At 57.3% G+C, this 26,500-nt stretch carries 28 protein-coding genes, 1 tRNA gene and 2 pseudogenes; 20 read left to right on the forward strand and 11 right to left on the reverse strand.

The window, feature by feature from the left end; translation table 11 throughout:
• Positions 1 to 2 precede the first annotated feature (2 nt).
• A complete protein-coding gene (locus tag ATY79_RS05115) occupies positions 3 to 488 on the forward strand; it encodes a hypothetical protein (RefSeq protein WP_088703162.1) in 486 nt (161 codons plus the stop codon).
• A gap of 56 nt (positions 489 to 544) precedes the next feature.
• Here the strand turns inward: ATY79_RS05115 and ATY79_RS30390 are convergent.
• Positions 545 to 674: pseudogene (locus ATY79_RS30390) on the reverse strand (IS3 family transposase); the annotation flags it as partial.
• A gap of 2,450 nt (positions 675 to 3,124) precedes the next feature.
• Positions 3,125 to 3,891, reverse strand: a protein-coding gene (locus ATY79_RS05135) for an IS5 family transposase (protein WP_348627561.1) whose coding sequence is annotated in 2 segments (ribosomal slippage) — positions 3,125 to 3,876 and positions 3,876 to 3,891 — 768 coding nt in all. Because the reading frame shifts where the segments join, the coding sequence is not laid out codon by codon here.
• A 116-nt stretch (positions 3,892 to 4,007) separates the two neighbouring features.
• On the opposite strand from ATY79_RS05135, the gene ATY79_RS05140 reads away from it, so the two are divergent.
• Positions 4,008 to 4,319: a hypothetical protein gene (locus ATY79_RS05140; protein WP_088703166.1), complete on the forward strand. Its 312-nt coding sequence runs from the start codon at positions 4,008 to 4,010 to the stop codon at positions 4,317 to 4,319.
• A gap of 437 nt (positions 4,320 to 4,756) precedes the next feature.
• Here ATY79_RS05140 and ATY79_RS05145 read toward each other — a convergent pair whose 3' ends face one another.
• Positions 4,757 to 5,233, reverse strand: a complete 477-nt coding sequence (locus ATY79_RS05145) for a hypothetical protein (protein ID WP_141105696.1) — start codon at positions 5,231 to 5,233, stop codon at positions 4,757 to 4,759.
• 1,342 nt (positions 5,234 to 6,575) lie between these two features.
• On the opposite strand from ATY79_RS05145, the gene ATY79_RS30740 reads away from it, so the two are divergent.
• Positions 6,576 to 6,737 carry a hypothetical protein gene (locus ATY79_RS30740; protein ID WP_189637958.1) on the forward strand — a complete coding sequence of 54 codons (162 nt, stop codon included), beginning with the start codon at positions 6,576 to 6,578 and terminating at the stop codon, positions 6,735 to 6,737.
• A 626-nt stretch (positions 6,738 to 7,363) separates the two neighbouring features.
• Here ATY79_RS30740 and ATY79_RS05160 read toward each other — a convergent pair.
• The 4 genes from ATY79_RS05160 to ATY79_RS05175 all read right to left on the reverse strand — a co-directional run bounded on the left by ATY79_RS05160 (position 7,364) and on the right by ATY79_RS05175 (position 9,364).
• On the reverse strand, positions 7,364 to 8,113 hold the full coding sequence (locus ATY79_RS05160) for a cytochrome c biogenesis CcdA family protein (protein ID WP_088694934.1): 750 nt from the start codon (positions 8,111 to 8,113) through the stop codon (positions 7,364 to 7,366).
• A gap of 187 nt (positions 8,114 to 8,300) precedes the next feature.
• The gene (locus tag ATY79_RS05165) at positions 8,301 to 8,588 is read right to left on the reverse strand and encodes a hypothetical protein (protein ID WP_088694935.1); all 288 of its coding nucleotides are present in this window, start codon (positions 8,586 to 8,588) and stop codon (positions 8,301 to 8,303) included.
• A gap of 190 nt (positions 8,589 to 8,778) precedes the next feature.
• Positions 8,779 to 9,006 carry a hypothetical protein gene (locus ATY79_RS05170; protein ID WP_088694970.1) on the reverse strand — a complete coding sequence of 76 codons (228 nt, stop codon included), beginning with the start codon at positions 9,004 to 9,006 and terminating at the stop codon, positions 8,779 to 8,781.
• A gap of 202 nt (positions 9,007 to 9,208) precedes the next feature.
• Positions 9,209 to 9,364, reverse strand: coding sequence for an entericidin (locus ATY79_RS05175; RefSeq protein ID WP_088703170.1), 156 nt, complete (start codon positions 9,362 to 9,364; stop codon positions 9,209 to 9,211).
• A gap of 535 nt (positions 9,365 to 9,899) precedes the next feature.
• On the opposite strand from ATY79_RS05175, the gene msuE reads away from it, so the two are divergent.
• The 8 genes from msuE (at position 9,900) to ATY79_RS31280 (ending at position 14,294) form a co-directional block, all read left to right on the forward strand.
• A complete protein-coding gene (gene msuE / locus ATY79_RS05180; protein ID WP_088694937.1) occupies positions 9,900 to 10,463 on the forward strand; it encodes an FMN reductase in 564 nt (187 codons plus the stop codon).
• Positions 10,464 to 10,482: 19 nt separating this feature from the next.
• Complete coding sequence (locus ATY79_RS30745) at positions 10,483 to 10,653, forward strand: hypothetical protein (RefSeq protein WP_189637259.1); 171 nt, start codon at positions 10,483 to 10,485, stop codon at positions 10,651 to 10,653.
• A 17-nt stretch (positions 10,654 to 10,670) separates the two neighbouring features.
• Positions 10,671 to 10,826 (forward strand): hypothetical protein, encoded by a 156-nt coding sequence (locus ATY79_RS30750; protein WP_189637959.1) that lies wholly within the window; start codon positions 10,671 to 10,673, stop codon positions 10,824 to 10,826.
• A 9-nt stretch (positions 10,827 to 10,835) separates the two neighbouring features.
• Positions 10,836 to 10,967 (forward strand): hypothetical protein, encoded by a 132-nt coding sequence (locus ATY79_RS31850; protein WP_280950865.1) that lies wholly within the window; start codon positions 10,836 to 10,838, stop codon positions 10,965 to 10,967.
• 40 nt (positions 10,968 to 11,007) lie between these two features.
• Positions 11,008 to 11,607: an alpha/beta hydrolase gene (locus ATY79_RS05185; RefSeq protein WP_088694971.1), complete on the forward strand. Its 600-nt coding sequence runs from the start codon at positions 11,008 to 11,010 to the stop codon at positions 11,605 to 11,607.
• A gap of 302 nt (positions 11,608 to 11,909) precedes the next feature.
• Positions 11,910 to 12,569: a peroxiredoxin gene (locus tag ATY79_RS05190; protein WP_088694938.1), complete on the forward strand. Its 660-nt coding sequence runs from the start codon at positions 11,910 to 11,912 to the stop codon at positions 12,567 to 12,569.
• A gap of 39 nt (positions 12,570 to 12,608) precedes the next feature.
• A complete protein-coding gene (locus tag ATY79_RS05195) occupies positions 12,609 to 13,940 on the forward strand; it encodes an LLM class flavin-dependent oxidoreductase (RefSeq protein ID WP_088694939.1) in 1,332 nt (443 codons plus the stop codon).
• A gap of 171 nt (positions 13,941 to 14,111) precedes the next feature.
• A complete protein-coding gene (locus ATY79_RS31280; RefSeq protein WP_088694940.1) occupies positions 14,112 to 14,294 on the forward strand; it encodes a hypothetical protein in 183 nt (60 codons plus the stop codon).
• Positions 14,295 to 14,789: 495 nt separating this feature from the next.
• On the opposite strand, the pseudogene ATY79_RS05210 reads toward ATY79_RS31280, so the two are convergent.
• Positions 14,790 to 15,608 (reverse strand): annotated as a pseudogene (locus ATY79_RS05210) (IS256 family transposase); the annotation flags it as partial.
• 60 nt (positions 15,609 to 15,668) lie between these two features.
• Between ATY79_RS05210 and ATY79_RS31290 the strand changes: the two are divergent.
• Positions 15,669 to 15,854 (forward strand): hypothetical protein, encoded by a 186-nt coding sequence (locus ATY79_RS31290; protein ID WP_088694941.1) that lies wholly within the window; start codon positions 15,669 to 15,671, stop codon positions 15,852 to 15,854.
• A gap of 271 nt (positions 15,855 to 16,125) precedes the next feature.
• Positions 16,126 to 16,455, forward strand: a complete 330-nt coding sequence (locus ATY79_RS05220) for a hypothetical protein (RefSeq protein ID WP_088694973.1) — start codon at positions 16,126 to 16,128, stop codon at positions 16,453 to 16,455.
• 800 nt (positions 16,456 to 17,255) lie between these two features.
• Here the strand turns inward: ATY79_RS05220 and ATY79_RS05230 are convergent.
• Positions 17,256 to 17,345: transfer RNA gene (locus tag ATY79_RS05230), tRNA-Ser, on the reverse strand.
• Between the two features lie 377 nt (positions 17,346 to 17,722).
• Between ATY79_RS05230 and ATY79_RS05235 the strand changes: the two genes are divergently transcribed.
• The 4 genes from ATY79_RS05235 to ATY79_RS05250 all read left to right on the forward strand — a co-directional run bounded on the left by ATY79_RS05235 (position 17,723) and on the right by ATY79_RS05250 (position 21,906).
• Positions 17,723 to 18,823 carry a septal ring lytic transglycosylase RlpA family protein gene (locus ATY79_RS05235; RefSeq protein WP_088703171.1) on the forward strand — a complete coding sequence of 367 codons (1,101 nt, stop codon included), beginning with the start codon at positions 17,723 to 17,725 and terminating at the stop codon, positions 18,821 to 18,823.
• 69 nt (positions 18,824 to 18,892) lie between these two features.
• Entirely contained in the window at positions 18,893 to 20,089 is a 1,197-nt protein-coding gene (locus ATY79_RS05240; RefSeq protein ID WP_088694943.1) for a D-alanyl-D-alanine carboxypeptidase family protein, read from the forward strand.
• Positions 20,090 to 20,204: 115 nt separating this feature from the next.
• Positions 20,205 to 20,888 carry a dTMP kinase gene (gene tmk, locus ATY79_RS05245; protein WP_088694944.1) on the forward strand — a complete coding sequence of 228 codons (684 nt, stop codon included), beginning with the start codon at positions 20,205 to 20,207 and terminating at the stop codon, positions 20,886 to 20,888.
• On the forward strand, positions 20,881 to 21,906 hold the full coding sequence (locus tag ATY79_RS05250) for a DNA polymerase III subunit delta' (RefSeq protein ID WP_088703172.1): 1,026 nt from the start codon (positions 20,881 to 20,883) through the stop codon (positions 21,904 to 21,906). The genes tmk and ATY79_RS05250 overlap by 8 nt, the downstream gene beginning before the upstream one ends.
• Here ATY79_RS05250 and ATY79_RS05255 read toward each other — a convergent pair whose 3' ends face one another.
• On the reverse strand, positions 21,907 to 22,707 hold the full coding sequence (locus ATY79_RS05255) for a sulfite exporter TauE/SafE family protein (RefSeq protein WP_088703173.1): 801 nt from the start codon (positions 22,705 to 22,707) through the stop codon (positions 21,907 to 21,909).
• Between the two features lie 238 nt (positions 22,708 to 22,945).
• Between ATY79_RS05255 and metG the strand changes: the two genes are divergently transcribed.
• The 3 genes from metG to ATY79_RS05270 are packed head-to-tail and all read left to right on the forward strand — an operon-like array spanning position 22,946 to position 26,121.
• The gene (gene metG / locus ATY79_RS05260) at positions 22,946 to 24,496 is read left to right on the forward strand and encodes a methionine--tRNA ligase (RefSeq protein WP_088694974.1); all 1,551 of its coding nucleotides are present in this window, start codon (positions 22,946 to 22,948) and stop codon (positions 24,494 to 24,496) included.
• A gap of 7 nt (positions 24,497 to 24,503) precedes the next feature.
• A complete protein-coding gene (locus tag ATY79_RS05265) occupies positions 24,504 to 25,286 on the forward strand; it encodes a TatD family hydrolase (RefSeq protein ID WP_088694947.1) in 783 nt (260 codons plus the stop codon).
• A 4-nt stretch (positions 25,287 to 25,290) separates the two neighbouring features.
• Entirely contained in the window at positions 25,291 to 26,121 is an 831-nt protein-coding gene (locus tag ATY79_RS05270; RefSeq protein ID WP_088694948.1) for an MBL fold metallo-hydrolase, read from the forward strand.
• A gap of 156 nt (positions 26,122 to 26,277) precedes the next feature.
• Here ATY79_RS05270 and ATY79_RS31120 read toward each other — a convergent pair.
• On the reverse strand, positions 26,278 to 26,500 hold a 223-nt coding region (locus tag ATY79_RS31120; protein ID WP_210421391.1), incomplete at its 5' end, for a hypothetical protein.

Below are 26,500 nucleotides of genomic sequence, written 5' to 3' on the forward strand. Positions count from 1 at the left end.
CAGTGAATAATCGACTCGACGAAAAGCTGAAAACCTACTCAATTTTACTTGGGTTCCAGGCAGAAGAGCTGCCGGCCCTGGGATTTAGTTTGTTGCATGTCTCAATTTTCGACCACTGGTTGTCGGAGGAGGAGGCAGATCGCTCCACTAAACTTTCATACTCAATCTCGATAAAGACTGGGAACCTTGATCGCTACCTCTCTGGTGAGAAGAAGTATCTCGCGTTCTACCGTTCTCTGTCGCGAAGTGGCGCGATATGCGGGAGGCCGGGTAAGCTAACTGCCTTCGAAGGTTACAATGAGAAACTGGAATCGATTCTAATCGATAGCTTGCGAGAGCATCGTTTGGCAGATCTGTATTTTGTCGAACCCGAAGTACGCCTTATTGCCGGATATGATCGAACCGATACGATAGCTGCGAAGACGATCGATGCGGTTAACCATGTCCGCCAAGAAGCGAGCGCGGCGGGACTCTACATCCTGCCGTAGTCAAGGTTGGTGTCTTCCCAGCGCTCGGACGTGCCTTGGGCGATGTCGGCGGCGGCGAGCCGTTCATGTCGGACGGTGCGCTTGTAGCATTCGACATGAACGTTGCGGCTTTCCCGGCTGGATGCGGCTCAAGGCAATTCCCTGCGTCTCGGCCTTTTCCATCGGTTTGCTGCTGTATTCAGGGCCGACGGCTTCCCCGGCAACTGTCGGCGAGCGGCGGGTTCAGTTCGGACGGCTTCGGTCTCTCGGGCAGCTACCAGAAGGCCAATGGCGATGCCGCGGTTGTCTCGGAGCAATCCGGTATCCATGCTGGCTCCGGTGGCTTCGACATCACCGTCGGCAATAACACCGCGCTGATTGGCGGCGTCATCAGCAGCCAGGCACCGGCAAACGACAATTGGCTTCAGACCGGCACGCTCGAATGGCAGGATGTCGACACCTATTCGAAGTGGCAGGCCGACACTTATGGCGGCGGCCTGTCGCTGCTCGGGCCGTCGCTCGCCCCATATCTCAGCGAGGGCGAAAGCGCCACCGGGAAGGCGCTTGCTGCCGTCTCTCCCGGTCAGATCATCATCACCGACCCGGCGAACCAGAGCCAGAACGTCGACGAGCTGCGTCGTGATACTGATAACACCAACACGTCGCTTCCCGGACTTCCGGATCTGCAGAATATCCTGCGTGAGCAGTTGAAGACGCAGGAACTCTATCAGGATGCGGCGGCCAAGGCCTCCAAAGCGATCGGCGACATCTCGCTGAAGCTCGAGCAGGCGGCAACGACGCCAGAGGAGCGTGCTTACTGGGCCGAAGGCGGTGTTGGGCGTGCCGCGCTTCACGCACTCGCCGGCGGACTGCTCGGCGGCGTCACCGATGTCACCGGCATGATCAGGGGCGCGCTTGGCGGTGCTTCCTCGGCCTTGCTTGGTCCGCACATCCGCGAACTCGTGGCCGAGATCGTCGACAGTGCCAATATCACGGATCCGGCCCTGCGGACCTTCCTGATCAATTCGATCAGCAGCGGTATTGTCGAAGGCATCGGCGCCGGTATCGGCGGAAGCGAAGGCGCTGCCTATGCCGGCAATGCCTTCCAGTACAATTACCTCACGCATCGGCAGTTGGAAAAGCAACTGGAGGAGATGATTGCGTGTGACGAGAACCAATCCTGCATTGGCAAGGTCGCTGAAAAATACAAGGCGATCGATGATATCCAGGACGAAGCCTTGGCCAATTGCCGGACGATCGCATGCGTGAAAATTCATCTCAAAGAGATCGAAGACGCCAAGAAGTATCTACTCGAAAATGACTACGTCGTCGAACTCGCGGAGTATTCCCTCGACGCTGCGAGCAGGATCGAATGGCAACTCCATATGTCGATCTCAAAGACAACGGCGAGATGTATTACGTCATTGAAGAACGTGGCGTCGAATTGAAGAGAATAAAATGCTCGTCGATTGATGACGTCTTGTACTTTGTGTTTTCAAGTATAACGCACGATATCGCTTCCAGCTATGCCGCGACGCATTCAATATCGGGCGTGGATTTCAGAAGGCCGATGTTTCAAGAGCAGCTCAGGTTGTTGGCGCTCGCGTCAAGCGAATGGAGAAAAAAAAGAGAGCTGGAAATCAAGGCAATCTTGAGTGAGGCGCCGTACAATGACGGGCTGCTCTAGTTCAACAGCTACCGCCCCGGCGATCCCCATGATTTCTATCTGGCGACTGAGGTCTTGATTGGAATTGCTGGCCAGGAGGGGCAGAGATCTTCTCCTTTGAGGTTTCGACGGTTCGCCAAAAATCGGACGGATGAACCGACCTTCGTCGGGCACTGGATATTCATGGATCACTACAATCCGCAGGCGCTCGAAGCGCTTGTTCGGCACGCTATTGCTGATACTGAAGGGAGACTTGGAATGAGATTGCGACCAAAGTGGCGCGATACATGTTCTGGAAGCACGAAGACTACCGGCCGTTCGAAACGGAACTCGAGCACCGCATTGCAGCGATCAAATACCGCTGCCCTATGTTTGATTGTTGCCGCTTCCACCCAACTCAGTGCGTGCACGGCAGCAAGTTCCGTGAAAATCGGCATAGACAGGGCTATTAGCACCAGTTTTGCATTGCCCTTTAACAAGCTCAACGATCAATGGAGTGGTGCGCCGGTCGCAGAGTTCCGTCGCAGGTTTGGTCCGCCAGTTAAAACCAAGGAATCTCCCGATGGGGATGTCTTGACCTGGCAGCATGAACGCATGGCTCGAGCGCCGGGTCACTGGGCTCAATACCCCACGCGCGGTGTCACCATGACGTACTACGTGCCGGAACACGACGAGGTGAGACGATGCGTTATCGCGGTCTCGACAAAGGAGGGCCTAATCTCCCGGATCAAGACGCTAGAGGACAGCATGGCTCCCGGCGCCAATTCCATTTGTCAAAGCGCCTTCGGCCATGATGCACGAGCGCCAGCCGTCACCGCTTTTTGAAAGAATGGGATGAAAATAGATCCGACCGAGATTCCCTGCTTGACGCATCCGTTACGTTGCAAAAAGCCCCAGTCGAGGGTGTTCGTCTGTAAGCGGGAACGTTTACGACGGTTTGCGACAACCACTTGAAGGGAATCATGAAATGAATGCTATTGCAACTGTAGTATTAGGCCGTGGACTCGTTATGGCGGAGAGTGAGACGAACACAAGCCAGTTTGGTCATAGCCAGAAAAGTCATGCCCAATTTGTCATAACGGGTTGCAATTTGTCGGAAGCATTTGAGTTTACTGAAGAATCGTTCGATGAGATTGCGTTTCTTATATAGCCACGGGCTAAAAACGAGCGGTCTCTTCCGGTTGGATTTTGGTGGAATGTTCGCCCAAGAGCGTTTGGTTCTCAACTTTTCTCGGAGCCAATCGGCGTCGTAAGCTTTATCTGCAAGAAGCATAACGCCCGAGGGAAGGTCTTCGAGCAGTTCGTTCGCTGCCGTTAGGTCATGGGCGTGACCGGGTGTGATGGCAATCTTGATTGGCAGCCCGTTTCCATCGGTGACAGCATGGATTTTCGTGGTAAGACCACCCCGACTTCGCCCAAAGCAGCGATCCTGATGCTCTGCCCTGAGCGTTGCCGCTAAATGATGAACGCGAACTGAAGTGCCGTCGATCATCGTGATGCCATCATCCGACGGGCGCGTGACGGCATCCATCAAGCTGTCCCAAATTCCAGCCATCGTCCAACGCCTGAAACGATTATAGCAAGTCGTATATGGTCCATATCGGTCAGGGACATCACGCCAAGGGGCTCCCGATCGAAGAACCCAGAAGATGCCGTTCAGCACCCGGCGATCATCAACGCGTGGCACACCTCGCGGCTTATTGGGTAGAAGGGGTTCGATCAAGCTCCACTCGAAGTCGGTAGATCATATCGGCTCATTCTGGTGCTGAATCAGAAATCGGCCTTTTATGAAAGCCCCCATACGCGAAAATAACCATTGCTGCGCCCCATCGGGGAATGACAGGATGGCACGAAACAGTATCGAAAGGTCAATCATGGAACGGCTTGAACGCGATGCACCATTTCCTGTCAAAATGCAGGGCCGGTGGACGGACGTGGAAGATTCAGATTCGGAGTTGATAGTCCAGGGCAGTGAAATCATCTGCTTCGGCGAAACAATCTCTTATGATTACAAGCTGGTCGATACAGTTGATGGCGCGTTGACCGTCAGCCTGAAGATAGACGATCAAACCGCTGAGGATGCCTTCCAACGCGCCAACATCACCGAGTTGGTGATCACGCCAGAAGGCGATTTCCACGCATACAATGTTAAGTTCGCCAGCCAGTTCGAACGCGCCGCGGGCTAACGACCTCTACGGCAAAGCCGACTTTATGAGTTCACGGCCTAGCAAAAACCATCGGCATCGGGTCCGTTACAAGCGGTAACTAGGAGGGGCTTTCCAGCCCTCAGTGCCCGATCCCGCCTACGTCAGGAATTCTCGCACAGGCTTCCATGCCAACCAAGCAGGGCCGCGAAAGAATGGACGACCGGGCGGCGTTTCAATTGTCGATGAACAGCGACTTCGGAATGTCGAGTCCAATCGTGGTAATCTCTTCTATGGACGGCCTCCTCACATGCGGCTCCAAACAACACCGCAATGTGGCACATCGCGATGCCGGGCGGAGGAGCCGTCCACAGCGTCACAAGGGGCCATGTCCCGCGCGGTAAAACTGTCCGACAGCAGGATTTTGCTGAGGAGAGTTACAGCTATGCTCGTTGGGTACGTCGTCGCGCTCGGAACAGTCACTTATCCACGCATCCGTGTCGGCAATTTTGTGGAATTGTGGCTCTCGCCGGGTCGTAGTGCCACACCACTACTAAAACGTCATGTGGGACCATCCATCCATCACTCTGTCGCACTACACGGATCTTTTTCAGCCTGCCATCCGCAATCCAAACTGTGCCACGCCCAATGTACTCGTCATGTTGCCATATGGTGTCGTACACTTTGTCGCCTGGGTTGCCGCCCTCTTGCGATAATTTGCACGACGAGAATTTACGGTATGAACCTCCATCCAATGTCCAGTCGTCGCCAATTTCCTGCCATTCCTTTGACCCAGCTAATTTGCTTAGAGCCCACCCGCCTTCGAATTTGGCCTCTTGCAGCAACTTCATCGCGCCGTCAGGCTCGACGAAAAATAGCTCTGTGCTCAATCGGTTCGTACTGCGGCCAGCAATATAGGCGTTGTTGACGTCGAGACAGGAAAGGTCCGCATCCATTGCATGCGCCATCGCTGCTGGAAATGTGAGCGCAAACGCAAATGCCATTGTTCGGAATAAAATGTGCAATGAGGGCATAAGGATACCGGTGGGCAGAAGGGGCCCACAATCTGTCCGTAGGTCGCCATATAGTCAACTTCTGACAGCGCTCAAATCTGTCACTTGCTGCCAGCTTCTGCAATTTAAGGCATCGATGTCTGATGCAAGCTCGCGAGCAGTGGCGCCTTTGGCGGCGCTGCGATCCCGGTCGCATGGACGCTTCAGGCCCGATAGCGCCCCGCCTGATCATCAATGACTGCTTCGGTGTGCTTTTGCTAGAGCTTCATCGAGCCATCTGTCATGCACTATCCTACGGTCACAGCCCGGATAGTAGCAGTTCCTGAACTCGACGGTGAAGCGGCTCCGATCCATTCCTTCGAACGACATACCGCATAGCGAATAAGCCCCGGCCAAGCCGACAAAGAGGCTGAGCAGAATTACCGCATAGGTGAAGTGACGTGTTGTGATCAATCGCACGGCTCCAAAGCCGCAAACTTACAGGAACGCTGTTTTCAGTTTCGTCACCGAAGTCGTTAAAATCACAAAACAACGCAATTCAAGAAGCCACTTGAGCCGTAGCCCACGTCATACCTTAGAAGATGTTTATTGCACTGCGGGAGCCGGATCGGCGACGTCCGGCAACACGGTGGAGCATTGCCGGGCAGTCATGCCGATCGACGTGGTGAGGGATACCCAAAAGGAGTCAGAGCCTTGATATGGTTGGCCAGCATCACAGGCAGGCTGTTTCTGTGACGCAGGACGCAGACAACCATAAGGGCGCAGAGAGACGCGACGATCATCAGGAGCGGCCCTATCCTTGATCGTCTTTCTCGAACCCGAGCGGAGGGCCTGGCACATCCGTCCGCGCTTTTGGGCCGACGTCAGGCGCAGTCATTACCGCGGTTAGATCGGCAGCGGCTTTGTTGATGAACCTATCGCCATCCGACACGGAGCGATGTTTCTTGCTTGGCTTCCTGTCCCACTCGGAAGGGACGTAAGGCTTGGTCATCGCCGCGGTCAGGTCGGCTGCGGCCTTCTTCATGAATCTATAGCCATCCGGCACAGAGCTGTTCCTCGATTGATACGGAAGAGCCCATAACGCCCCTCCGCCCTCGATATGCGAAGAGCAAGCAGGATGCTGTGGCCCAAATGCTTCGGCAACCTTGCTCGTCAGTAAGTGACCGAAAGCGGCATTCCATCATGCCTCTGAAAACGCGCAATTATCGATAGCGCCAGTTCCTGCCGAGCGGACCTGGTCCTAATGCGCTTCTCAGCGCAGGCGTTGTAGAAAGCCCGCTGGCAGATGTCGATTTCTTCACGGCTCAATGACATTCCTGCCTGGGCGATTTGTCTTCTGATCATGTTGTTCTCCAATTGGGTGCCCCTTGCCCGGATTGCCGCTGCGACAACAGTCAGCCAATCCCGCGACAAGGACGCAGACAGCATCATGCTGCCGCTGCCATGACTAGGAATCGTGGCTTACGCGGAGATGGAAGGCGCAACCTTTGAGTGTCCATAAAGCGCAAGCTTCATCCAATTTTCGCAACAAACTTCGAAACCGGCACGGAAGAGGTGGCTCGGGAAAATTGAACGGTTGAGGTATGTGGCTTTCGGCTCAACCGGTGGCGGTCTGTTCGAACGCTAAAGAGTAATTTAGCGATCACTGCCGCTCGCCCACGCTTGCGAACAAGGAAACTGGGAGGGAGAGGGCCGGTCCCGGTCGTCGCCGCCGGTTGTAACGTTTCTGCAAAAACGTTACAACCGTAACCGGGCTTCACAATCTTGCGCCTTATGTGCTGTCGCAACCGACTGAGCGCGTAACACCAAGCGTGAACGATCGAGAACCAGAAGCCCGACCCGATAAGCCTCTACGCCCGTTGTCAATCTGGCTCCAATCCCCGCAAAACAACCGGTGCATCGAATGAACGATCAGGCAAGCCGTTACGCCGCGCGGGGAACGACGTCGGCCGCTTCCCTGAAAGTCTGACATTTCTATCGGCGCAATTTGCATGGAATTGTGGGCACCGTGCTATATCTGGCGCGCCCACGCACCAGCTATTCCAATGCAAATTTCGGCGGGGCGATTTGCGCTTAGCCGATTTTCATCAGGATTGGAAAGGTCTGTTGGAACCAGATTGCGACGTCACTGATGAAACCGAACATGAAAGCGAGGCCGGTGAGGATCAGGAATATGCCCATGACTTTTTCGACCGTTCCTAGATGCCGGCGGAAGCGTATCAGAAAGCCCATGAAGGCACCGGAGAAGCCGGCGGCAATCCAGAACGGAATAGCAAGGCCGAGGGAATAGACCGCCAGAAGTCCGGCACCCGAACCGACAGTCTCTCGCGAAGCCGCGACGCCGAGGATCGCGCCGAGTACCGGGCCAATACAAGGGGTCCAGCCGAAAGCGAAAGCCAAGCCCATCACATAGGCACCGGTCAGCGTCGCTGGCTTGCCGCTGCCTTGAAAGCGCGCCTCGCGGGCAAGAATTCCAATCCGGAAGACTCCCAAAAAATTCAAGCCCATGATGATGATGATCAGGCCGCCGATCTTTGCCAGGAGATCGAGATGCTGGCGAAGCGCCATGCCGATGCTGGAGGCACCAGCCCCAAGTGCTACGAAAACGGTGGCGAAGCCGAGCGTGAAGAAAAGCGCTGAAAATAGCACGCCGCGCCGTGCGTCCGGGGCAACGGCAATCGTGCTGCCGCCGCGGAACTGCTCGACGGAAATACCGGCCATGTAGCAGAGATAAGGCGGAACGAGAGGCAGGACGCAGGGCGAGAGAAACGACAGCGCGCCGGCAAACAGGGCGCTCAACAAGGAAATATCGGCAATCGACACTTAGGCACTCCGGCGGCAGGCACGCATGTGCGAAGTCCTATCGTAACGGAGCCATCCGAGCCAATCACCTTTTTGCGTTTTGAAGAGAAAGTAGAGGTGGCCGGGTAACTCTGTAGCCGCATTAAAATGGCGATGGCGCGACTATCGCGTGCCATCGCCATGCAACCGAAGCTACCATCACACGACTTTAGCGGTCTCGGCAGACGGTTTTGTATTTTGTGATGTAATGATGGTGGCTCTTCTTCTGATAGGGCTGGTCCCAGCACACCTGTTGCGCGTAACGCGGACGATAATAGTTGTCGTCGTCATCATCGTCGTAGACATAACGTGGCTCGTGTCGGTAGTAGCGTGGCGGTGGCGGATCGTCATAATACTGCGGCCCGGAGCCGAGCTCGAAGTATACGCCGTCCGCGAAAGCCGGTGCGCTCACGAGCAGCGTCGCAAGTCCGGCGGCTGCAACAGTAAGCTTTCTCATGATCGGTCTCCATCTGTATCTGCTGACTTAACGCCTTTGGAGCGCTGTTGGTTCGACAGATTAGATGCGGCGCATGAATGCGCACTGAAACCGGCGTTCATCTGCCAGTCATGCGCCGGATGATCGCAAGAGGGTCATGATTCGATCGAGTCTGTATGTCACAGTCACCCGCAGAGGCGAACGCCATCGCTCAGTGATCCGCGTCAGAGACATGGGGAATGTGTAGTATCTGGCCGTCGATCAAGAGGAGGAAATGATCTTCATCGAGACGATTCACGATCTCGCCGTCCTCCGTCATATAATCGGTCTTGGGCGAAGCCGCGTTCTGGCCGGAAATCCTGATCTGCTGAATGACGACGTAGGTCTTCCCTCCGTCGTTCTGACACCGAAACCGCCGTTCCTCTCTATAGTTCGACATGGCTTGGCCTCCATCGCATTCCAACGGAATCTTTGCTCCCATCGATGCGATTTCAAGGCCCTCCGGCTATTTCGGGCGATTTGACGCTGCTTGAGACGCCGCATGCCGAAACACAGTTTGGAATCCGCCAAAGATGAGCCTCGGCGGGGTTCAGCGGGGAGGCATAGGGCGCGCGCTCAATAACGGCGAGATCGTCAACAGACTAGCGGGACGCTGCGTTAGCGACGCGGTTGCCAGCGTTCTGCGTCGCATTGACGGTATTGGCCGCATCGCGACCAAAGCCCTTGATCGTGTTTGCGCACGAACTCAATGTAATGAGCACGCACAAGGCAGCAGCAACTTTCGCGGTGATCGTCATTTTCCCGTCTCCCAGTTGGAGTCGATAGGTAATGCGCGAGGCCGCAAGTTGTTCAAAATGAACCACAATTGCGTTGAGTTGATGCGAGGATTGTTCACGGAAGAGAGTGTCACAAGAAAAAGCCCGGCGGGATAGAATCCACCGGGCCTTTTGCGGACCTACATAGGCGATGCTGGTCCGGCAGCGCGGATTTCAAACGCTGCAACTATGAAACGGGCAACGCCAGCAAAGGTTCCCACAAATGTTGCGTAGGTCGCTATCAAGTTTGTGCCGGACCATGCGATTTTGAGCGGACGACCGGCATCAGCGCCTGCGCCGCCGGGCGTATTTCAACATGCAGCCAGCCAGGGGCAGGCTTACTGGCCGCTTTGAAGGACTTGCGCTGAATAGGCTTGCTAGCGTTGCGGAAGCCAGACCGCTGTGATGGCATGTTAGAGGGGATCGAATTTCAAACTTCCACGTCACAACGGAACTTCATTTCTTTTGTTCACTAATTTTATAGACAATATTTGATGCAACAAAGAAGGAGAGATACATGTCGCTACGATTGGTGGGCATTGCCGGTAGCTTCAACCGTCCGTCAAAAACCTATACCCTTGTCGAGCATATCGCTGGGCTTGCCGCTGAAAACTACGGCTTCTCCACGAAGATTTACGATCTCAAGGATGTCGGCCCGTCGCTTGGTACGGCCCTGTGGCGCAGCGAGCTGGATGCCCAGGCGACCCAGGTTCTCGATGATATCGTCAAGGCGGACGTTCTCGTCATTGGCTCGCCGACCTACAAGGGGTCGTATCCCGGTCTGTTCAAGCATCTGATCGATCTGATCGAGCCGAACGAACTCCGCTCCAAGCCGATCATCATCTCAGCGACCGGTGGCGGGGATCGCCACGCGCTGATTGTAGAGCATCAGTTGCGGCCTCTGTTCGGCTTCTTCATGGCCCACACGCTGCCGACGGCCATCTATGCTTCGGATCGCGATTTCGTCGACTACAAAGTCGCCTCGGAGGCGCTGTCTGGCCGTATTGGCGCTGTTGTCGATGAACTGGCCGCCTTCTCCTTCGTGCCCTCGACAAGAGCTTCACTTCAAGCCGCCGAGTGAACGCAGGAGGGATGATGACATGGACGGTGCGGAGAAAGTGGCGATGGGAAGCGAGCTTTGGAGCGTCTTCGACTTCGCTCGCCGCTATCGGCTGACGATCCGGGAGCAAAATCGCCTCTTGATGCTGTTCGGTCCCGTCGCCAGTGCCACGGACCTGCTTTCGAATGCGAGGCGGAACCAGTTGATCTGAGGGGTAAGGAGAAAACGATGATGCAGTCTCTTCTTCTGTGGGTCCGATCGGTGCTCCGCATCAGTCTTTCCCAACCGGCGGCCGCGCGGATCGAGTGGCCTCAGGACGGCGAGCCGACAGCCCGCGACTATGAAATCTATTATTGGAACCCATCTCCGGGCCCCTGGTACTGAGGGATCGACATGGTCGTTTTCGATGATCGCCGCATCGCTCTGCGAGACCGGCGAGTGAGCGCAGCAGCAGATACGGCCGCTCCCGTGGTTACGATCCTCGCCTTCGCGTTCCTGTTCGCAATCACGCTAGGCGTTCTCTAGGAACCGACAGCTCGCTCTTAAGACGCGATAAGGATTGATGATGACGCCAGTACTTATTCTCCCCGGGCTCTTTGGATCAGAGGATGCACACTGGCAAAGCGCCTGGCTGCGGGATCATCCCGAAAGTCGTCTCGTCCAGCAGGATAACTGGGATCATCCGAACCTGAATACCTGGCGAGCGAGGCTCGAGGCCGCACTCGAGGATGCCGGAGACGCCTACATCGTTGCCCATAGCCTCGGATGCCTGTTGGCTGCAAGTCTCGCTGGGCGGCCCGCAGCGGGCCGGGTGAGGGGAGCCTTGCTGGTAGCGCCATGCGACCTGCCGGCGACCGACAAACTACATCCAGGGCGGATTGCTTTTGGCACGATGCCAACGGCCGAACTGCCGTTTCCCAGCGCGATCGTCGGTAGCCTGAACGATCATTACATGTCGCTCGACCGCCTGACGCTCTTTGCCCGTCTCTGGGGCAGCGAGTTGCGCAATGCCGGTCTGGCCGGACACATCAATGTCGCCAGCGGCTACGGCCGTTGGCCGGGCGGCTACCGTATCTTTGAGAAGCTGAAAGCAAGAACTCATCATCTCGATAAGATACCGCAGAGGAAGCCGTCGCTCGGCAGAGCGGCTTCGTCGGCGTGGTAATCAATGTCGCTGGCAATCGGTCGTCGACAATATCGCGCGAAGGTGGTCGGCCGAGCTATTTCGTCTCGCAGACGTTCTCCTTCATGGGCGCGACTTTCACGGAAAGTGCAACGCGCCATGGATTAAGAGGTTCTGTAGAATCATAGACAGAATAAATGTGTATAATTGAACTGCCGAGCAGGCGGCTTTGGGCCATTCATCAGTTCAGCATTTTGGCGCAAGTGCTTGAACAGCGGCAGAAAACGGCTACACAATCGCCGTTCATTGAAACCAACGCCATTTACCAACAAGGATCACCGCTCATGAGCCTCCGTATCAACGATATTGCACCGGATTTCACCGCCGACACCACACAGGGTTCCATCCAGTTCCACGACTGGATCGGTGACGGCTGGGCTGTTCTCTTCTCGCATCCGAAGAACTTCACGCCGGTCTGCACGACCGAACTTGGCGCGATGGCCGGGCTGGAACCCGAGTTCCGCAAGCGCGGCGCCAAGATTATCGGCATCTCCGTCGACCCGGTCGAAAGCCACAGCAAGTGGAAGAGCGACATCAAGACGGCGACCGGCTTCGATGTCGACTATCCGTTGATCGGCGACAAGGACCTGAAGGTTGCCAAGCTCTATGACATGCTGCCGGCCGGAACTGGAGAAACGTCCGAAGGCCGCACGCCCGCAGACAATGCGACCGTCCGTTCCGTATTCATCATTGGTCCCGACAAGAAGATCAAACTGATCCTGACCTATCCGATGACGACCGGCAGAAACTTCAACGAGATCCTCCGCGCGATAGACTCCATCCAGTTGACGGCAAAGCACCAGGTTGCGACGCCGGCAAATTGGCAGCAGGGCGAGGACGTCATCATTACGGCCGCCGTCTCCAACGAGGATGCCGTAACCCGCTTCGGTTCGTTTGACACGGTGTTGCCGTACCTGCGCAAGACCAAGCAGCCACAGGCTTAAACGCTTTGGCAGGGGCTAGGCACTGGACGGGAGCGCTTGATGGCACTGGAGCGACAATTGCATCTCGGCGCCTTCATGCGCCCCGTCAGCCTGCATACAGGGGCATGGCGTTATCCGGGCGCCTATCCCGACGCGAACTTCAACTTCAAGCACTTGAAGGAGTTCGCGCAAAAGCTGGAGGCGGCGAAGTTCGACGCCTTCTTCATGGCGGATCATCTCGCCGTGCTCAACATGCCGGTGGAAGCTTTGAAGCGAAGCCAGACGGTAACCTCTTTCGAGCCGTTTACACTGCTGTCTGCCCTTGCCGCCGTCACTGATCGGATCGGCCTCGTTGCGACTGCCTCGACAACCTTCGATGAGCCCTACCACGTAGCTCGCCGCTTCGCCTCGCTCGACCATATCAGCGCCGGTCGGGCGGGCTGGAACATCGTGACGACGGCCAATCCCGATGCCGCGCTGAATTTCGGCCTCGAGGAGCATGTCGAGCATGGCGAACGCTATCACCGCGCCCGCGAATTCTACGACGTGGTCACAGGGCTCTGGGACAGCTTTGCTGACGACGCTTTTACGCGCGATGTCGAGAGCGGTCAGTTCTTCGATCCGGCCAGAATGCACGTCCTCAATCATAAGGGTGAAGAACTCAGCGTCCGCGGCCCACTCAATATCGCTCGGCCGCCGCAAGGTTGGCCTGTGATCGTGCAGGCAGGGCAGTCCGAGCCAGGGCGCCAGCTTGCCGCCGAGACGGCCGAAGTTGTCTTCTGCTCGCCGCGCGATCTACGCGCAGCGCAGGGGCTCTATGCGGATATCAAGGGGCGCATGTCCGCGATCGGACGGGGTCCCGATAACCTCAAGATTCTGCCGGCCGCTTTCATCGTCATCGGCAACAGCGTCGAGGAGGCGCGCGCGAAGCGGGCACGGCTCGATAGTCTCGTTCATTATGACAGTGCCGTCGCTTCGCTCTCGATTGCCCTTGGTCATGATGCTTCTGGCTTCGATCCCGATGGACCCCTGCCTGACATACCGGAGACGAATGCCAGCAAGACTGGCCGCGCCCAGGTTGTGAAGGTCGCTGAAGAAGAGAAGTTAACCGTTCGGCAGCTTGCGCAGCGCTACGGCGGTTATTCTGGCCTGGCCTTCGTGGGGACATCGGAAACAATTGCCGATGAGATGGCGCAATGGCTGGGGGAGCGCGGCAGCGACGGTTTCAACATCGTATTCCCGTATCTTCCCCAGGGTCTCGACGATGTCGTGAACCAGCTCGTACCCGAGCTGCAACGGCGCGGGATTTTCAGACAGGACTATGAGGGCACGACGCTCCGTGAGCACCTCGGCCTTGCTCGACCCGCCAACAGTTTTTTTGTCAGCCCCTGAGACGCTATGTCTGGAGCCTCGAACTCTGTTTGCCCGCATTTACGCGCATAGGTCTCAAGCATTCGCCGGTAGCCATTTATTTCCACTTCCGTGTGCAATACTCCTCGCATCAGCCCAATGGCGCGATACATTGTTGGCTGCAGTGTAACCGGGGGTGGTAAGGAGAAACAAATGAGCAGATTTCGTGCGTTCGTGGCGGCTGGAGCGTTGATCGGTCTTTCGGCTCTCGCATCGGCCTGCGCGACACCGCCGAATTCAATGGGTTCTGCGTCAGGCTATGAGCCCGGAGATTCAATGAATCGAGCCTGCGAGGATGGTTTCAGACCTGGCGACGGCCGCTCCTGCAGCTACTGACCGGCGGTAGCGCATGGTAGCGCTACTGATCTCGTTCATCCGCCTGCTTGATGTCATCCCAATGCGGATAATGCTCGGCACACCACCATCGCGTTTCGCCGCTTTTGGAAGAGGTGTGTCCGAAACCTCCCCATTTCCCGCATCCGACGACGCAGCAATAGTGGTTTACATGAATGTTGGCGCCAGGCGCATGCGAATGATTTTCGATGCTCATCGCGACAGATTCCCAATCGCGCACCTTCATCGCCGCATTTGTACCACACAACGCCTAGGCGGCGCGAGTTCGCTGTCAGGTCGGAGTCGATCGGGTTTCGACGCGGAAGAGGGAATGCCAACTGCCCGGTCGGACGAATGGTCACGGACAGTCGCGTTGCAAATGAGGCGACGAGCTATTCGAGTGCCTCAAATCGAAGGAGTAGCGATCCTGAGATGATGTCCCAGGGAGTGGTGTAGCTCGGGCGATCGTCGAGCTTTCCGGACAGGGCCGGGAACGGGTCAACTTGCGGCAGGCAAGTTGATGAGCGGATCATCGCTCATTGTGGCGATGGTTTCCAGTGTCATATAGCGCGAGCGCTGCACCGCCCACTCATCATTTTGCTCCAGCAGCAAAGCGCCGACGAGTCTGACGATGGCATCGTCGTTTGGAAAGATGCCTACCACCTCGGTCCTTCGCTTGATTTCTCCATTCAATCGCTCGATCGGGTTCGTGCTGTGAAGCTTGGTCCAGTGCTGCTTGGGAAAGGTCATGTAGGCGAGGACATCTTCCTCGGCGCTGTCCATGAGACCAGCAAGTTTCGGCACTTTCGGCCTGATCTGATCGGCGACGTTACGCCATTGTTGGCTGGCGGCTTCCGGCGTGTCTTGGGCAAAGGCTGTGGCAATGAAGGCTGAGACCACGCGTCGGCCACTCTTGCCGGCGTGAGCCAGGGCATTGCGCATGAAGTGAACGCGGCATCTTTGCCAGGTGGCGGAAAGGACTTTGGAGACGGCCGCCTTGATGCCTTCATGCGCATCGGAGACGGCGAGCTTGACGCCGCGCAGACCGCGCCGGGTGAGCTTGCGCAGGAACTCCGTCCAGATTGGCTCGGCCTCAGAGGTGCCGATTTCCATGCCAAGCACCTCGCGACGACCATCGGTGTTGACACCGACGGCGATGATGACAGCGACGGAGACGATGCGTCCGCCACGCCGGACTTTGAGGTAGGTCGCATCGATCCAAAGATATGGCCAGTCGCCTTCAATCGGACGCTCAAGGAAGGCTTTGACCTCATCGATCTCCTCACAGAGCCGCGAGACCTGGCTCTTGGAAATGCCACACCCTCGCATCTGCTTGATGGCGCGGCATTTCTAGGACACCGCGGCGAGGGGATTAATATGAGCAGGTTTCGGGCAATGATAGCGGCCGGATTGCTGATCGGTCTGAGCGCGGTTGCGTCGGCGTGCACGACGGTGCCGCAGAATCGAAATCCGCCCGATTATCAATATAATCCAAGAACTTCGGTGAACCCGGCTTGCGCGGATGGCTTCAGGCCGAGCAATGAGCGCTCATGCAGTTATTGAGTTGGAATGGTAGGCTGACTATCCGGAACACGCTCAGCCGCGGAGAATCATGACGAACTCAGTGTCTTTGAAATATCCTTTGAAAACAGCGGAGAACTCGTCACACAACTTCTTTGATGCCTCGAAATCCTCGATAACGTGACTGTAGATATCTCGAATAAGGCTTTCCAGTTCGGACGCGGCCAACTCGAATAAGTCCGCAGCGCGCAGTTGTTCATCGGAGGTTAATTCTTATTAACCCAGACTCGCAGCCTGAAAGGATGCGCCGATGATGAAGAAACTTTTTGCCCCAATCGCAGCCATGGTCCTGGCTGCATCTTTCTCCCTGCCGCTAAACGCGACACCGATCGTCGTGCCGAAAGCAGTACCTATACACACCCCCGACGTCGAGCTTGTCAAACACAAGGGCCATGGGAATGGCTATGCTTATGGTCACTGGAAGAACCGAGGTTACGCATACCGCGACTGCCGGTATTACGGCTCGTGCTACCAGCCACGGTATTCCGGCTATCCACGGTATTATGGATATCCGCGGTACGGCTATCGCGACTATTACTCCTATCAACGTAGGCCAGGTGTGACCGTGTATTTTGATTTTTAGTAGTGCCAGGGACACCAACCTTGGCGCACCATTGAGGAGACTGGAGCCGTCGGCGCGAATGCCGGCGGCCTTCCTCATCCTCCGCAATAGGAATGTCCGGTGGGACCTTTCCGTCTGGCGGCAGATTTGGCTACGCTCTAGGCAGTGTTTCTGGCAGCTCTGATCGCCAGCGCCTGGACCTTTACACACACAACACCGGGCTGCGTCCAGCGACAGGCGCATCGCATGCCTGCGTCGTTCCACATCAGCTTCCGATTGGCGTCTATCGGGATTTGGATTTTCACTCTGAGCGGTACCGATACCTCGACGCAGTGGTTTGCAGGATCAAAGTCGCCGGTGTCGAGCTTGGCTCTTGTGCGGCTGCCAGCCCTCCTTCAATGATTTCAGCTTGAATAGGCGTTCTCCAGTCGGGCGCCCATGGCGCGCGTGTCGAACGGTCTCATGCTTAGGTTCTACTGCCATTGCTCATTCACCACAATGCCAGGTGGTCGAAATAGCACGTTCCGGTTGCTCGATACGGCGCCTCGTTATATTAGAGCCATCTTAGCGTTCTTGATCCACTCCTGTGAGCGTCACGGAAGGTTATCGTGACAGGCAGCATCGACATGACTCAAAAGGCTCGTCCCCTGTTCTTAGTGGCGAGCCTTTTCTTTTGCCTACTCAAGAGGCTAAGCGCCGGCTTTCCGAGAGGTTGCAGACACCGGCTAACCACCAGCGGGTTTTTCGCGCCAGAAATGGCGTTATGATAAACATGAAACTATTGGCGAAAATTCGAAATTATGTAACAAAAACAATGAAATTGGCGGAAGAGGTGGGATTCGAACCCACGGTACGGTTTCCCGCACGCCGGTTTTCAAGACCGGTTCCTTAAACCACTCGGACACTCTTCCATACAGTTGATTTGACGTCGCTTTCGGAGCTGGCGCCTATTCTGCTGTCGCCGTCGCGGTGAGCTCAGGCCATGCAGCGTTTAAAGCCGTTCGGGGACAGCGTCAACTGGTTCTGTCGGCTTGGCGGATGGCTACGGGAAGGGAATATCGCCCTGGCGAACGCTCTGCCGGGCGGGCGCCGACTGCATTGTCCAGAGTGTTAAATTAGTGACTTATTAACCATACTAATTAGAATTGTTCCTATCTGGGCGAAATGCTTCGCAAATTCGCCACGAAAGCCGCATGATTAAAGTCTCGTTAGGTTGGTGGGATTAGGGGTGTCTGGCCCGATCGGGGCAGATTTCTTAACCATAACGGTCTTGAGCGGCGTGGGACATATGAAACGAGACTACGGGGCGGCGTCATTCGCAGCGGGGATGCGATGGGTTGGGCTGTCGCTCATCTGCGCAACAGTTACGGCATGCGGTACCGCGCCGACGCCCACGAAACGTACCCACGGCAAGGAATATTTCTCTGAGAAGGAATACGGCGTCAAGGCGAGCCCGCGCGTTGCCACCGGCAATAATATCCCGAAGGGCGGTGGCCGCTATATGGTCGGGGACCCCTACGTGGTGAAGGGGAAGTGGTACTACCCGAAGGAAGATTTCTCCTATAACAAGGTCGGCATCGCATCTTGGTACGGCTCGGCCTTTCATGGTCGTCTGACGGCAAACGGCGAAGTATATGACCAGATGCATCTTTCCGCCGCACACCCGACGTTTCCTCTGCCGAGCTATGCACGTGTGACGAATACGGAGAACGGTTCGTCCATTATCGTGCGCGTCAATGATCGTGGTCCGTATCACGAAGGGCGCATCATCGACCTGTCGAACAAGACGGCGGATATGCTTGACCTGCAGCACAGCGGTACCGGAAAAGTTCGTGTTCAGTATGTCGGTCGGGCGCGCATGGATGGTCACGACATGCCTTATCTGATGGCCTCCTATGTGCCAAAGGGCAGTCGCATTCCGGGTATCAACCCGGGCGGCGGGCAGATCGCCAGCGGGGTCATGGTCGCCTCCAACAGCAAGCGCATAACCGCCGACCAACTCGAGAGCTTCGGCGGCTTCACGCCTGAACCGGAGAGTGTCCCGGTACCGGTCTCGGCGACGTCCTATGCTGGCTCGACCCCGAGCGCCAGCTACAACGCCGCGCCCGTTCCGACACCGATGCCGTCGCCGTCTTTCGGTGGCGCAGCACCGCTTGCAGCGCCAACCGCCGGGCAAATGGTCATTCTGCCGGAATTCGGCCCTTTCCCATATGAACGTCCCTATGGAGGACAGCGTTCTCTGGCGAGGGGGTACCAGGAAGAGAGTGCGAAAACCGTTACCGTCGAACTCGCTTTCGATGCAGTGATGGTTCGTAACGACGGTCTCACGCAGGACGCGATCCTGGCATCCTTCAAACGGCAGAAGGCGACGGTCGCACGCGGCGAGTAACGGCGGTCATTGCGTCGTTCTCGGTGCGCCGTTAGCATCGCCAAGGTCGCCCGAACTGTGGGGTTTTCGGTGTTGAAGCGTTTCGTTCGCCTCTGTGTCTGTCTTCTGCCTTTTGCAACGGGGGCCGTTGCAGCGAGCAGCGATACCAACGCTTCGTTCGTGACCAAGGCTGCGCAGGCCTACATGATCGAGGCGTCCACTGGCACAGTGCTTCTTGCGAAGAACGAGAATCAGACCTTCTCGCCGGCCTCGCTTGCTAAGCTGATGACGGTTGATCTCGTCTTCGACGCGCTCACAAAGAACCAGATCACGCTCGATACGCTGTATCCCGTTTCCGAATATGCCTGGCGAACCGGCGGTGCGCCGTCGCGCACGGCGACGATGTTCGCCGCCCTCAAATCGAATGTCCGCGTCGAGGATCTGATCAAGGGTATTGCCATTCAAGGCGCCAATGACAGCTGTATCATTCTTGCGGAAGGAATGAGCGGTAGTGAGCCGGCCTTTGCGGCGGCCATGACGCGGCGCGCCAAAACGCTCGGCATGGAGCAGTCTATTTTCGAAAATTCGACGGGGTTGCCTGACGGCAAGAGCAAGACGACGGTGCTTGATATGGTGACGCTGGCTGCCGAATTGCAGAAGTCCTACCCGAACCTATACCTGTATTTCGCTCAGCCCGATTTCGAATGGAACAGGATCTTCCAGCGCAACCGCAACCCGCTGCTCGGTTTCGGCATGGGGGTTGATGGCCTGGCGACAGGTTTTGCGGAGGGGGAGGGATACTCCATCGTCGCTTCAGCCGAACGCGACGGTAGGCGGCTCTTTATGGCACTGGGAGGTATTGCCTCCGACAAGGAGCGCACCGAAGAGGCCAAGCGCGTGCTTGAATGGGGGCTGACAGCCTTTGAAAGCAGGCAGATTTTTGGCGATGCGGAAGTGATTGGGCAGGCGAGCGTTTACGGCGGAGCGTCACGAAACGTCGATCTTGTCGCGAAGACGCCTGTGAGCGTCTACATACCAATCAGCAATCCCGAGCGGTTGTCCGCACGCATCGTCTACCGTTGGCCGTTGACGGCTCCCGTGGAGGCGGGCCACGAAATCGGAACATTGCGGATCTCTGCTGGGGGTCGTCTGCTGCGTGAGGTGCCGCTCTACACGAAAGAAACCGTGGCAGTCGGCTCATTGGGCAGCCGCGCCGTCGATGCGCTCATGGAGCTCGGCGAGACGTTGCTGTTCTCGTGGCTGTGGGATAAGCCCGAGCCCACGTGATCGCCATATTCGCCGTTCAGGGTGAGAGTTGTCGTCGGGCGGTTTCGCTTTTCGCTGCCTTCCGCTAGATGTACGGCAGTGGTGTGGGTGATCGCCGTAATGCAGGAAGTAGTCATTGGCATCCGGTACTGGGTTGTTTGTAACGTTTGAAGGCGGGGAGGGTGCGGGCAAGTCGACGCAGATCCGCCGCCTTGCCGAGTCTCTCCGTGCTCGCGGCTACGACGTGCTGTTGACGAGAGAGCCGGGTGGTTCGCCCGGCGCGGAAGCCGTGCGTCATGTGCTTCTGTCGGGTGCTGCCGAGGCCTTTGGCACGCGCATGGAGGCAATCCTGTTTGCAGCGGCACGCAGTGATCACGTCGAGGAAGTCATCCGACCGGCTCTAATGAGCGGCAAGGTGGTCCTTTGCGATCGTTTCATGGATTCGTCCCGCGTCTATCAGGGTGTGACCGGCAATCTTGAATCGGAATTCATCGAGGCGCTGCAGCGCGCCGCCGTCAATGGCATCGTCCCCGATTGTACGCTTATTCTCGATCTGCCGGCGCTAGCCGGTCTGGAGCGCGCCCGGAGGCGGGGTGCTGCTGGCGATGTGGGTCCGGATCGGTTCGAGAAGGAGGAGCTCGAAACCCACGAGAAGCGTCGGGAAGCGTTTCTTGACATAGCCGTGCGGGAGCCTGACCGTTGCCACATCATCGATGCGATGCGGACCGAAGAGGTTATTGCGGCGGAGATTCTGGATGCCGTCCAGAAGCGACTGCCGCACCCGGCAGCGGCCAAGATGGCGGAAGCAGCTCATGAGTGATGAACGGCCAGGATTGCTGGACGGTGCCATCTGGCCAGCCGAGAACATGAAACTATTTGGCCACGAGGATGCCGAGGCATTTCTGGCGCAGTCATACCGTTCGGGTAAGGGCCATCACGCGATCCTGATAGAGGGGCCAGCGGGCATCGGCAAGGCGACGCTGGCGTTCCGCTTTGCAAACCATGTGCTTACACATCCGGATCCAGCCAGTGCACCGGAATTGCTGGGCGATCCCGATCCGGCCTCGTCCGTCAGCCGCCAGATTGCTTCCGGCGCGTCGCATAACCTGCTTCACCTGGCGCGACCGGTCGACGAAAAGACAGGGAAGATCAAGTCTGCCATCACAGTCGATGAGGTAAGGCGGGCAGGGCGGTTCTTCTCGCAGACCTCGGGCACCGGCAATTGGCGCATCGTCATCATCGACCCAGCCGATGACATGAACCGCAATGCCGCGAACGCGATTCTGAAGATTCTCGAGGAGCCACCGAAGCGCGCGTTATTCCTGCTGATCTCGCATGCACCCGGCAAACTGTTACCGACAATTCGCTCGCGTTGCCTGCCATTGAAACTTGCGCCGCTTGATGACTGTGCCCTCGGCGCTGCGCTAGCACATCTTGGCATCGACGCCGCCGATCACGACCTTCTTGCGGCAGCGAACGGTAGCGTGGGCGAGGCGCTGAAGCTTGTGAATTATGGCGGCGGCGAGATCATTGCCGCCTATAACGAGGTTCTGCAAACGCAGGGCGCATCCGCCCGGCGGGCAATGCACCGGCTGGCGGATGCGCTTTCCAGCAAGGATAGCGATACGATCTTCGAATTCTTCGCCAGCTATGTCGGCGAAGATCTGATGCGCAGGGCGCGGGCCGCGGCGATTGCGGGGCAGGTGACCGCGGCCGAGCGGCTGGCCCGGTTGCAGTCCGATATCGGCGAGCGACTGACGGTTTCCGATGCCTACAATCTGGATCGCAAGCAAACGATCCTCGGTATCCTCGGAGACATCAAGCAGCCTGGTCCTTGATCACGGCGCGAGCAGCTTCCATGCGACGACGCCGAGCGTCAACGCCAGCACGATGCGGATCGTCCGTTCATGAAGCTTCGGTGCGATCAGGCTACCGGCGACGATGCCGGGGATTGACCCCAGCAGAAGAGCAAACAGCATGCCCCAGTTGATCTCGCCGATCATCCAGTAGCCCATGCCACCGATCAGCGTCAGGGGAACGGCGTGCACGATGTCGGAACCGACGATCTCGCGGACATCAAGGCGCGGGTAGAGCACGAGCAGTACCGTCACGCCCAGGGCGCCTGCGCCAACTGATGTCAGCGTCACCAGGATGCCAAGTGCCAGGCCAAGCACCGTTGTCCAGATGCCAATCGTGACTGGCTTGGGCGGGGAGCGCTCTCCGATTGCATGGAGCGCGAACGCCAGAACTTGCTTGCGAAAGAGCAGCATCAATGCGGTCATGACAAGCAGCCAGCCAAGCGCTGTCGTGATCGTGTGGGCGACTTCCACGCTCTTTCGGTCGACACCGGCCATCAGCCAGAGCATCAAGAGGGCGGCCGGAACGCTGCCGGCGGCAAGACAGCCGACAATGCGCCAGTTTACCCTACCGTGGATCCCGTGCACCGCCGTTCCTGCTGTCTTGGTAACCGCAGCGTAGAGCAGATCGGTTCCGACGGCTGTGGCCGGATGAATACCGAAGACCAGCACCAGGAGAGGCGTCATGAGCGATCCGCCGCCAACTCCCGTGATGCCGACCAGAGCGCCGACGAGAAGCCCCGAAAGGGAGTAGAGGGGGTTGAAACTGGAAAGGTCAGTCAAGCAAGCGACCTCGAGCCTGCGCGTGAAATGGTGCTGCCGAGTGCTGAAGATGTCACGTCGCTGTTGCTCCGCCTTTGAGTTTTCTTTGGGTAGAATGCGTCTAAAATCGAGTCAAGTGCAGCACGTCCGTCATCGGTAAATCGCCGATGCTTTCGAAACTTGGTGTTTCGCTTCGTCATGACATGCGCTAAGAGCGGCTGACAAATTTTATAGAGTAAGCCGGACACGAATGGCCGCCATGACAGACAAGACACCCTTCTACATAACCACCGCGATTTCCTACCCGAACGGCAAGCCGCATATCGGCCACGCCTACGAGCTGATCGCGACGGATGCCATGGCGCGCTACCAGCGCCTCGACGGCAAGGATGTCTTCTTCCTGACGGGCACGGATGAGCACGGCCAGAAGATGCAGCAGACGGCGCGCGCCGAAGGCATCTCGGCACAGGAGCTTGCCGACCGCAACTCCGGCGAATTCGAGGCTATGGCGAAGCTGCTCAATGCGTCGAACGACGATTTCATTCGCACGACACAGCAGCGTCACCACGAGACCTCGCAGAACATCTGGAACCTGATGGCCGACAACGGCGATATCTACAAGGATTCCTACGCCGGCTGGTACTCGGTGCGTGACGAAGCTTACTATCAGGAAAACGAGACCGAGCTGCGCGCCGATGGTGTGCGCTATGGCCCGCAAGGCACGCCTGTCGAGTGGGTCGAAGAGGCGAGCTATTTCTTCAAGCTTTCCGAATATCAGGACAAGCTGCTCGCGCACTACGAAGCCAACCCGGATTTTATCGGCCCGGCCGAGCGTCGGAACGAAGTCATCTCTTTCGTGAAGTCGGGGCTCAAGGATCTCTCGATCTCGCGCACGACGTTCGATTGGGGCATCAAGGTACCGAACGACCCGTCTCACGTCATGTACGTCTGGGTTGACGCCCTGACGAACTACATTACGGCGACCGGCTACATCGAGGATCGCAACGGTCCCCGCGCGAAGTATTGGCCTGCCGATGTTCACATCATCGGCAAGGACATCATCCGCTTCCATGCGGTCTATTGGCCTGCTTTCCTGATGTCGGCGAAGCTGCCACTTCCCAAGCGCGTCTTCGCGCACGGCTTCCTGCTCAACAAGGGTGAGAAGATGTCGAAGTCGCTCGGCAACGTCGTCGACCCGGTCAATCTGGTGAACCACTTCGGCCTCGATCAGGTGCGCTACTTCTTCCTGCGCGAAGTCTCCTTCGGCCAGGACGGCAGCTACAGCGAGGAGGCTATCGGCACCCGTATCAACTCTGACCTTGCCAACGGCATCGGAAACCTCGCGAGCCGCTCGCTGTCGATGATCGTCAAGAACTGCGACGGCAAGATCCCGGAATGCGGTCCGCTGACGGATGAGGACAAGGCGATGTTGGCTCAGGCCGACGCGCTGCTCGCTACGACACGCGACGATATGGGCAAGCAGCTCATCCATCGTGCTCTGGCCTCGATTATCTCCGTCGTTTCGGAAACCGATCGCTATTTCGCCAGCCAGGAGCCATGGGCTCTGAAGAAGATCGATCCCGCGCGCATGGGCACTGTGCTCTACGTCACGGCCGAAGTCGTCCGCCAAATCGCCATTCTGCTGCAGCCATTCGTGCCGGAATCGGCTGGCAAGCTGCTGGATCTCGTTGCTGCTCCTGCCGATAAGCGCGGCTTCGCAACACTCGGCGAGGCCGGCCGCCTCCTCGCCGGCACACCGCTCGAAGCGCCGAAGCCAGTGTTCCCGCGTTACGTCGCGCCGGAAGCGTGAGGACGCCATGCTGATCGATACGCATTGTCATCTGGATTTCGCCGACTTCGAAGAGGAGCGGGACGAGATCGTCAAGCGCGCTCACGACGCCGGCGTCAAGCAGATGGTGACGATCTCGACGCGGGTGCGCAAGCTCGACGGCCTTCTGGCGATCACGGAGAGATATCCGTCGGTCTTCTGTTCTGTCGGAACCCATCCGAACAACGCCGGAGATGAGCTCGACATTCAGACCGAAGAGCTGGTGCGGCTGGCCAAGGCCCATGAGAAGATCGTGGCGATCGGGGAGGCTGGTCTGGACTATTTCTACGACGTGCAGAAGCCAGAGGACCAGAAGACGGGACTGCGGCGCCATATCGATGCATCGCGCGAAACACAGCTGCCGCTGGTGATCCATAGCCGCAGCGCCGATGAAGACATGGCGGCAATCCTGACAGAGGAAACGGGCAGGGGGGCGTTTCCCTTCATTCTCCATTGCTTCTCGTCGGGCGCGGAACTGGCAAGGGTCGGAGTCGAATTGGGCGGCTATGTCTCATTCTCTGGCATTCTGACATTCCCGAAATCAGAGGAATTACGCGACATTGCCAAGACTATCCCTCATGATCGCTTATTGGTCGAAACGGACGCGCCGTACCTTGCGCCGAAGCGCTGGCGCGGCAAGCGCAACGAACCTTCCTACGTGGTGAACACCGCCGAGGTTCTGGCCGAGACGCTCGGACTTAGCTACGCAGAGATGGCGCGGATCACGACGGAGAACGCATTCCGCATTTTCTCAAAGATGCCGAGGATCTGACAGCGTGGGATACAGACGGCGTTTCACCATTCTCGGCTGTTCGTCGTCGCCCGGCGTTCCTCGCATTACAGGTGACTGGGGCGCCTGCGATCCAGCCAATCCGAAGAACCGCCGTACCCGTGCGGCCTTCATGGTGCAGCAATTTGATGACAACGGTGGCGTCACCACCGTCGTTGTCGACACTGGGCCGGACTTTCGCGAGCAGATGATCGCCGCCGGCGTCACGCACATCGATGCGGTTCTCTATACACATCCGCATGCCGACCACATTCATGGTCTCGACGATCTTCGCGGCTATTTCTATGGATCACAGCAACGCGTTCCTATCCATGCCACGAAGGAGACGATGGATCGCATTCGCCAGGGGTTCGGCTACTGCATGGAGACGCCCCCCGGCAGTAACTATCCGCCGATCGTCGAACCCAAGATCATTGAATGCATCGACCTGCCGCTGCGAATTAGCGGCGCCGGAGGCACGATTTCATTCCGTCCCCACACACAGCAGCATGGTGATATCACGTCGCTGGGATTCCGCATCGGAGATGTCGCTTATTGCAGTGATATCAGTGACTTTCCTCCGGAAACTGTCACGAAACTTCAGGATCTCGATGTCCTGATTATCGACGCGCTGCAGTACCGATATCATCCCAGCCACCTGTCGCTGGAACAGTCCTTGGACTGGATTGATCGTCTGAAGCCAAAGCGGGCAATCCTGACCCACATGCATACCCCGCTCGACTACGACACCGTTATGGCCGAGACGCCGGACCACGTCACACCAGCTTATGACCAGATGAGCTTCGATATCGAGTTGGCGGAGCTGGAAAGCGTCTGAGACCCGTCTGACGCTTTTTAGCATGCGCTTCGCGCTCTCTGGCGCTGAAACTTCTCATGCCAGGGCCGCCGTTAAAGCGGCGACCGGTAAAGGGCGAGTGATTTTCTCAACAAGCATCAACGTACGTTCATAATGAGCTGAAAGAGAAGGTCTTTTTTAAATCTGATCCGGGTCGTCTTGATGACGTTCGCGGTGGACATCAATTGCCCCGATAGTTCCATAATCTATCTTATGCGATTCACAAATGTAGCCGGGTGGGTTCAAGGATGAAGTGCGACTTGCGAATGATACCAATGGGTTATCACTCGCAAGGAAGATGCAATGAAACGGACCTACTCCCATATTGATCTGGATGAACGACGCAAGATCGCCCGGTGGC

Origin of the sequence: Rhizobium sp. R693 (genome assembly GCF_002211315.1) — a bacterium.
Taxonomy (GTDB): Bacteria; Pseudomonadota; Alphaproteobacteria; order Rhizobiales; family Rhizobiaceae; genus Rhizobium.